Genomic DNA, 7,306 nt, shown 5'->3' on the forward strand with positions numbered 1-7,306 from the left:
TATCCCGGTTCGTCGATCGGCAATTTCTCGCCGGAGCAGGCAGTCGACTTCCTGCGCGGCCTGCGCGCCAACGCGGGCGCGGACGGCGGCCTGCTGATCGGCGTGGACCTGATCAAGGACACGGCGGTGCTGGACGCTGCCTACGACGATGCACTGGGCGTCACGGCGGCCTTCAACCTGAACATGCTGCGCCACGTGAACCACCTGATCGGCGCCGACTTCGACATCGGCCAGTGGCAGCACCGCGCCTTCTTCAACGCCGACGCCAGCCGCATCGAAATGCACCTGGAGGCGCGCGCGCCGCTGACGGTGCGCTGGCCCGGCCATGAACGCCACTTCGCGCGCGGGGAACGCATCCACACCGAATGCAGCTACAAATACACGGAGGCCGGCTTCATCGGCCTGCTCGAGCAAGCCGGCTTCGCCGCCGCCCGCGTCTGGACCGACGCCGCCGGCTGGTTCGCCGTCATCCACGCCAACGTCAACGCCGACTGAACGGACCGCCCATGCAGATGAACGACACCGCCCTGTGGATCGCCCGCTACGAGGCGGTGCGCCGCCGCTCGCTGGCGCTGGCCGAGCCGCTGACCGACGAAGACTGTGGCGCCCAGTCGATGCCGGACGCCAGTCCCGTCAAATGGCATCTGGCGCACACCACGTGGTTTTTCGAAACCTTCATCCTCGAGCACCTGGAGCCGGCGTTCACGCCCTTCCATCCGGCGTTCCGGGTGCTGTTCAACTCCTATTACAACGGCATCGGCGAAAAGCACCCGCGCGCCCAGCGCGGCCTGCTGACGCGGCCCGCGCTGGCGCAGGTGCGGGCCTACCGCGCCGACGTCGACGCCCGCGTCGCCCGTTTGCTGGCCATGGCCGGCGAACTGCCGCCCTCCGATCGCGCGCAGCTGGCCATGCTGCTGACGCTGGGCCTCGAACACGAACAGCAGCACCAGGAGCTGATGCTCACCGACGTCAAGCACCTGCTGGCGCAAAGCGCGCTGCTGCCGGCCTATGTCGACGCGGCGCTGCCGGCGGCCGCTCCGGCGCCGGCGCTGGAATGGATAGCGCTCGATGGCGGCCTGACCGACATCGGCTACGACGGCGACGGCTTCAGTTTCGATAACGAGCTGCCGCGCCATCGCCAGTACGTGGCGCCGTTCAAGCTGGCCTCGCGGCTGGTGACCAATGGCGAATATCTGGACTTCATCAATGATGGCGGCTATAGCAATGCGTCGCTGTGGCTGGCCGAGGGCTGGGATTGGGTCAGGACGCAGCAGCTGCGCTGTCCGATCTACTGGCTGCGGGGGGAGGACGAGCAGGGCGGCGGCGCGCGCTGGCGCGAGTTCACGCTGTTCGGCGCGCAGGCGCTGGACTGGCAGCGGCCCGTCACGCACTTGTCGCTGTTCGAAGCCGACGCCTATGCCCATTGGGCCGGGGCCCGGTTGCCGACCGAGGCGGAGTGGGAAATGGCGGCGCAGGTATCGGCCAGCGCGGCGCGCGACAGCGGCCATCTGCACCCGGCCGGCGACGCCGCCGCGGGACTGACGCAGATGTTCGACCATTGCTGGCAGTGGACCAGCAGCAGCTACGCGCCGTATCCCGGCTACGAAACGGCGCCCGGCGCGCTGGGCGAATACAACGGCAAGTTCATGCTGAACCAGTACGTGCTGCGCGGCTCCTCGTGCGCCACGCCGGCCGGCCACGCGCGCGCCAGCTACCGCAACTTCTTCCCCGCCGGCGCCCGCTGGCAATTCACCGGCGTGCGCCTCGCGCGGCAGTGACGCGTAAAACGGGGGCAGGGACGCGGGCTATTCCACCGCGATAGAAGCCGCCACCACGGTCGCGCCGTCGGTCGCCTTCAACTGCCGGTTCACCGCGCTCAACACCGCCTTGAACGACGCCGTCACGATATTGCTGTCGATGGCCGCGCCGAACAGCGTCGGCCCGTTCGCCAGCCGCAGCTCGACATAGCACGCCGCGCGCGCATTGGCGCCGGAGCCGATCGAGTGCTCGTGATAGTCCATCAGCTTGATGTCCAGTCCCAGCGCGTTGACGAAAGCATCGATCGGCCCATTGCCGCCGCCTTGCAGCGCGAGCGGTGTGGCGCGATGCGTCAGCGCGATATCGATCTGCACCGCTTCGTCGCTGCTGGTGTCCTCCACCATCCGGTGCGAGTGATAGGCATACGGCGCCAGCTGCTCCAGATACTCGCGGCGGAAGATATCGTGTATGCCCTCGGCCGTGATTTCCAGGCCGGTGGCGTCGGCCACCGCCTGCACGGCGCGGCTGAATTCAATCTGCAGGCGGCGCGGCAGCACCAGGCCATAATCCTGCTCCAGCAAATACGCCATGCCGCCTTTGCCGGACTGGCTGTTGACGCGGATGACGGCGTCGTAGCTGCGTCCCAGGTCGGCCGGATCGATGGGCAGATAAGGAATCTCCCAGACCGCGCCCGGCTGCCGCTGCGCGAAGCCCTTCTTGATCGCGTCCTGGTGCGAGCCCGAAAACGCCGTGAACACCAGGTCGCCCACATACGGATGGCGCGGATGCACCGGCAGCTGGTTGCACTCTTCGACGCACTTGCGCACTTCGTCGATGTCGGAAAAATCGAGGCCGGGATGGACGCCCTGCGTGTACAAATTCAGCGCCAGCGTCACCAGGTCCACATTGCCGGTGCGTTCGCCGTTGCCGAACAGGCAGCCCTCGACGCGGTCGGCGCCGGCCATCACCGCCATCTCGGCCGAGGCGACGGCGGTGCCGCGGTCGTTGTGCGGGTGGACGCTGATGATGAGGCTATCGCGGCGCGCCAGTTTGCGCGACATCCACTCGATCTGGTCGGCGTAGACATTGGGCGTGCTGCATTCGACCGTCGACGGCAGGTTGATAATCATCTTGCTGTGCGGCGTAGGCTCCCAGATCGCGCTGACGGCGTCGCAAATGTGCTTGGAAAAATCCAGTTCCGTGGTCGAGAAGGACTCCGGCGTGTACTCGAAACCCCAGTCGGTCTGCGGGTGCTGTTTTATCAGCTCCTTTACCAGCCTGGTGCCGTTGGTGGCGATGGCCGTGATCTCTTCGCGCGACATGCCGAAGACGACCTTGCGGAACACCGGCGCCACCGAATTGTACAAGTGGACGATGGCGCGTTTGGCGCCGGCGGCCGACGCTATGGTGCGGCGGATCAGTTCATCGCGCGCCTGCGTCAGCACGATGATGGTGACGTCGTCGGGGATGCGGTTTTCGTCGACCAGCTTGCGCACGAAATCGAAGTCGGTCTGCGACGCCGACGGGAAGCCGACTTCGATTTCCTTGATGCCGATCTTGACCAGCAGCTCGAAGAAGCGCAGTTTTTTCTCGGCGCTCATCGGCTCGATCAGGGCCTGGTTGCCGTCGCGCAGATCGGTGCTCATCCAGATCGGCGGCTTGCTGATGACACGGTTCGGCCACTGGCGGTCGGTCAACTGGACGGGCGGGAAGGCGCGATACTTCGCTGCTGGGTTCTGCAACATCATGGGGTGCTCCGATATTTTTCAGGTACTGAGTCCGTAGGGACCGAGGGGGATGGCCGGGAGGGCGCTGCTGTGGCGACGGGCTGCCGGGCGGCCACGTTACGCTAGGCCAGGCAACCGGTCGGTAGCGATAGCGGTAGGCGTGGCAGCGCGCGCACGGCGGCGGCCGACGCGGGCGCGGTGGCGCGGGCGTTGACGGTGCTGCGGGCGATACGGGTGGCCGGAGTGAACATCGGTGCAATCTTTCCTAGGGAGTGGAACACGTGCGGCTTGTGGCCGGGCACGGAGCAATGCGATAGAAGTGGTCGAAACTTTTAAGCGCGTGCTGGTAGTAGCGACGTTAGCGATAGGGCGCCAACGTGCGACAGCAGGAAAGAGGATAGGTGCAGATGCGAGGTCATGGCTTCAATGTAAGTGATGGCGCGCGGGCTTGTCAAGCGAATTGATACGCGACAGGGCGGGCCGCCTTTGCAATGCCATCATGTCAGCGATATGATGATTTTAACGGCAAGCGCTGGGAGGCAGTCATGGCACACAGTTTAACGGTCCGCAATCTCGCCCCGGAGATCGTGCGGGCATTGAAGGAGCGCGCCGCGTCCAACGGACGCAGCGTGCAGGCGGAACATCGCGATATTCTGGAGGCGGCGCTGCGGCGTCCCAAGCGCCGCTCATTTGCCGAGGTTTTGGCGAGCATGCCCAACGTGGGCCGGGACAGCGATTTCGACCGGCGCGAGTAGGCGGCATGGCCCTGTTTCTGGTGGATACCAACGTTATCAGCGAGGCACGCAAAGGCCGAAAGTCGAACGCCGGCGTGCAGGATTTTTTTCGAAGCGAAAGTGCCGGAACGCTGTTTCTCTCTGCCCAAACCATCGGAGAAATCCGTCGCGGCATCGAAAATTTGCGCTGCCGCAGGGACTTGTCGCAGGTCCGGGCGCTGGAGCTGTGGCTCGATTTTCTGCTGAAAGAATACGCCGACCGGATACTGGCATTTGATCTGGAGTGCGCCCAGCATTGGGGCCGTTTGATGTCACCCGACGCGGCTCATGCGGTCGATAAGCAGATCGCGGCGATCGCGCTCATGTACGATATGACCATAGTGACCAGGAATGTCGGCGATTTTCGGGATGCGCACGTCAGGGTGCAAAATCCGTTCGCCTGATCCGGCACTTTTCCCCACTAGCGAAGGATGTTTAATGAGTAAGCGTTTGCTGATTTGTTCGATGCTGTTGTTGGCCGCCCAGGCGCGGGCGGAAGATGTGGCGATCCACGCCGGCACGCTGATCGACGGCAGCGGCGCCGCGCCCCGCAAGCAGGTCACGATCCGCGTGCACGACGATAAAATCGCCGGCATCGACGCCGGCTACACGGCGCCGGCCGGCGCCCGCATCATCGACTTGACGCAGGCCACCGTGATGCCCGGTTTTATCGACAGCCATATCCACATCTCGGCCAAGCTGCCCAGCCGCGTCAACGCCACCGAAGACTGGCTGACGCACTCGAACATCGACCGCGCTTTCGACGCCGCCGTCAACGCGCGGGCCATGCTGCAACAGGGTTTCACGAGCGGGCGCGATGTCGGCGGCGGCGATGAAACGGTGGCGCTGCGCGAGGCCATCGACGCGCGCAAGGTGCCCGGTCCGCGCCTGTGGGTGTCGCTCGAACCGCTGGGACCGACCGGCGGCCACGGCGACCCGCGCAGCGGCCTCGATGGCGGGCTGTCCCACCCCGAATGGAATTACGGCCGCGTCGACTCGCCAGAGGAGGCGCGCCTGCGCGTGCGCGAACATCAGCGCCGTGGCGCCACCGTCATCAAGATCATGCCGTCCGGCGGCATCGCCTCGACCGGCGACGACCCGCACGCGCAGCTGATGACCAACGATGAAATCCGCGCCGCCGTGGAGACCGCGCACGCGCTCGGCCTGAAGGTCGCGGCCCATATCTATCCGTCGCCGGCCATCGACAACGCGGTGCGCGCCGGCGTCGATTCGATCGAACACGGTTCCTTCGCGTCGGCCGAAACGCTGGCCCTGATGAAGGCCCACGGCACCGTGCTGGTGCCGACGCTGACCGTCTACGAGGTGTATTACAAGGCCGCGCTGGAGCATCCCGAACTACTCAGTCCCGGCACCGCGCCGAAAGAGCTGGCCAACGATCCTCTGCCCAAGCGCAACCTGCCGCTGGCGATCAAGTCGGGCGTGAAGATCGCGTACGGCACCGACATCGGCGAGGGCGATCATGCGATGGAATTCGTCCTGCTGGTCGCCAACGGCATGACGACCATGCAGGCGCTGCTGGCCGCGACGAAGGAATCGGCGGCGCTGATCGGCGCGGCTGACCGTATCGGCTCGGTGCAGGCCGGCCGCTACGCCGACATCGTCGCCACCGACGGCGACCCGCTCCAGGACGTCCAGCGTTTTAGCTGGATCAGTTTTGTGATGAAGGGCGGCGTGGTCTATCGCAGCCTAGGCGTGCCGACGACAGAGCAGTAGGGAGCGGGATTTAATCGGCCGGCTGGTCGGCGCTGCGCACGTAGCGCCGTTCGCCGCTGGCCGGGTTGTAGTGCACTTCCATAGGCTCGCCGCTTTCCGGATCGATGAAGCGCTCGCCGGTGATTTGCCAGGAGCCCTGTTGCGCGCTGGGCTGCTTGCGATAGCGCCAGCGCTCGAACAGCACCGCCAGCAGCAGGACCACGCCCCAGATGGTGGGCGGCCACGCCTGCGCATGGCCGGTCAGCACGCAGGCCGCGCCGGCGACGCTCATGAGCGCCGCAACCATCAACAGGGCGGTGCGCAGCATGTCAGACCTTTTCGATCACCACCGCCGTGCCATAGGCGACGATCTCGCTCATGGTCTGGCCGATCTCGGACGAGTCGAAGCGCATCATGACGACGGCGTTGCCGTTCATGAGTTTCGTGTTCCGTACCATGCGGTCGACGGCGTGGCGGCGCGCTTCTTCCAGCAGCGAGGTGTACTCGGTGATCTCGCCGCCGAAGATGGAGCGCAGGCCGGCCATCAGATTGCCGGCCAGTCCGCGGCTGCGCACCACCACGCCGAACACCTGGCCCTTGACCTCGACGACGCGGTAGCCGGGGATGTTTTCAGTTGTCACGATCAGCATGGTGGGCTTTCGTTCTTCAGGCGGCGACGTGCACGTGCGGCGCGCCGGCCGTCATCTGGCCGATCACGGCGGCGTCGGCGAAGCCTTCGCGCGCGAACAGCGCCAGCACCTCGTCGACGCTGGCCGGATCGCACGACACCAGCAGGCCGCCCGACGTTTGCGGGTCGGTCAGCAGCATGTGCTGCGCCTGCGAGATGCCGGCCGCCAGCGTCACGTCCTGGCTGTACGCTTCCCAGTTGCGGCCCGAGGCGCCGGTGAAGTAGCCGTCGTGCGCCAGCTGCTCGACACCGGGCAGCAGCGGAATCTGCGCCATGTTCAGTTGCGCCGTCAGCTTGGCGCCGCGCGCGATTTCCAGCAGGTGGCCGAGCAGGCCGAAGCCGGTGACGTCGGTCAGCGCGTGCACGCCGGCCATGTCCGACAAGGCCTTGCCGGGCTTATTGAGCTTGGTGGTGTTGGCGATCATGGCGGCGTAGCCGTCGGCGTCGAGCTTGTCCTTCTTCAGCGCGGCCGACAGCACGCCCACGCCGAGCGGCTTGCCGAGGATGAGCACGTCGCCGGCGCGGGCGTCGGCGTTGCGCTTGACCTTGGACGGGTGCACCAGGCCGAGCACCACCAGGCCGTAGATCGGCTCGACCGAGTCGATGGTGTGGCCGCCGGCGATGGGAATGCCGGCCTCGGCGCAGAT

Annotated in this window: 10 protein-coding genes; 5 read left to right on the forward strand and 5 right to left on the reverse strand. The window is 66.1% G+C overall.

The features are described 5' to 3' along the window. Both Q0S71_RS27155 and egtB read left to right on the forward strand, forming a co-directional pair. The coding region (locus tag Q0S71_RS27155; RefSeq protein WP_296002876.1) for an L-histidine N(alpha)-methyltransferase at positions 1–495 on the forward strand (495 nt) is incomplete at its 5' end. A gap of 11 nt (positions 496–506) precedes the next feature. Then, on the forward strand, positions 507–1,778 hold the full coding sequence (egtB, locus tag Q0S71_RS27160; RefSeq protein ID WP_296002879.1) for an ergothioneine biosynthesis protein EgtB: 1,272 nt from the start codon (positions 507–509) through the stop codon (positions 1,776–1,778). Positions 1,779–1,805: 27 nt separating this feature from the next. On the opposite strand, the gene leuA is transcribed toward egtB, so the two are convergent. Both leuA and Q0S71_RS27170 read right to left on the reverse strand, forming a co-directional pair. Beyond that, the gene (leuA, locus tag Q0S71_RS27165; protein ID WP_296002882.1) at positions 1,806–3,506 is read right to left on the reverse strand and encodes a 2-isopropylmalate synthase; all 1,701 of its coding nucleotides are present in this window, start codon (positions 3,504–3,506) and stop codon (positions 1,806–1,808) included. 101 nt (positions 3,507–3,607) lie between these two features. Continuing rightward, positions 3,608–3,736: a hypothetical protein gene (locus Q0S71_RS27170; RefSeq protein ID WP_296002885.1), complete on the reverse strand. Its 129-nt coding sequence runs from the start codon at positions 3,734–3,736 to the stop codon at positions 3,608–3,610. A 294-nt stretch (positions 3,737–4,030) separates the two neighbouring features. On the opposite strand from Q0S71_RS27170, the gene Q0S71_RS27175 reads away from it, so the two are divergent. The 3 genes from Q0S71_RS27175 to Q0S71_RS27185 are packed head-to-tail and all read left to right on the forward strand — an operon-like array spanning position 4,031 to position 5,992. Next, positions 4,031–4,240, forward strand: a complete 210-nt coding sequence (locus Q0S71_RS27175) for a DNA-binding protein (RefSeq protein WP_296002889.1) — start codon at positions 4,031–4,033, stop codon at positions 4,238–4,240. A 5-nt stretch (positions 4,241–4,245) separates the two neighbouring features. After that, positions 4,246–4,662 (forward strand): type II toxin-antitoxin system VapC family toxin, encoded by a 417-nt coding sequence (locus Q0S71_RS27180; protein WP_296002891.1) that lies wholly within the window; start codon positions 4,246–4,248, stop codon positions 4,660–4,662. Between the two features lie 34 nt (positions 4,663–4,696). After that, positions 4,697–5,992, forward strand: coding sequence for an amidohydrolase family protein (locus tag Q0S71_RS27185; protein WP_296002894.1), 1,296 nt, complete (start codon positions 4,697–4,699; stop codon positions 5,990–5,992). Positions 5,993–6,002: 10 nt separating this feature from the next. Here Q0S71_RS27185 and Q0S71_RS27190 read toward each other — a convergent pair whose 3' ends face one another. From Q0S71_RS27190 to selD, 3 genes are all read right to left on the reverse strand, one after another. Then, on the reverse strand, positions 6,003–6,299 hold the full coding sequence (locus tag Q0S71_RS27190) for a hypothetical protein (protein ID WP_296002896.1): 297 nt from the start codon (positions 6,297–6,299) through the stop codon (positions 6,003–6,005). Between the two features lies 1 nt (position 6,300). Further along, positions 6,301–6,621 carry a heavy metal-binding domain-containing protein gene (locus Q0S71_RS27195; RefSeq protein WP_296002899.1) on the reverse strand — a complete coding sequence of 107 codons (321 nt, stop codon included), beginning with the start codon at positions 6,619–6,621 and terminating at the stop codon, positions 6,301–6,303. A 16-nt stretch (positions 6,622–6,637) separates the two neighbouring features. After that, positions 6,638–7,306 (reverse strand): selenide, water dikinase SelD (selD, locus tag Q0S71_RS27200; RefSeq protein WP_296002902.1); only part of this gene is annotated, 669 nt, incomplete at its 5' end.

Origin of the sequence: Rugamonas sp., from assembly GCF_025354735.1 — a bacterium.
Taxonomy (GTDB): domain Bacteria; phylum Pseudomonadota; class Gammaproteobacteria; order Burkholderiales; family Burkholderiaceae_D; genus Rugamonas.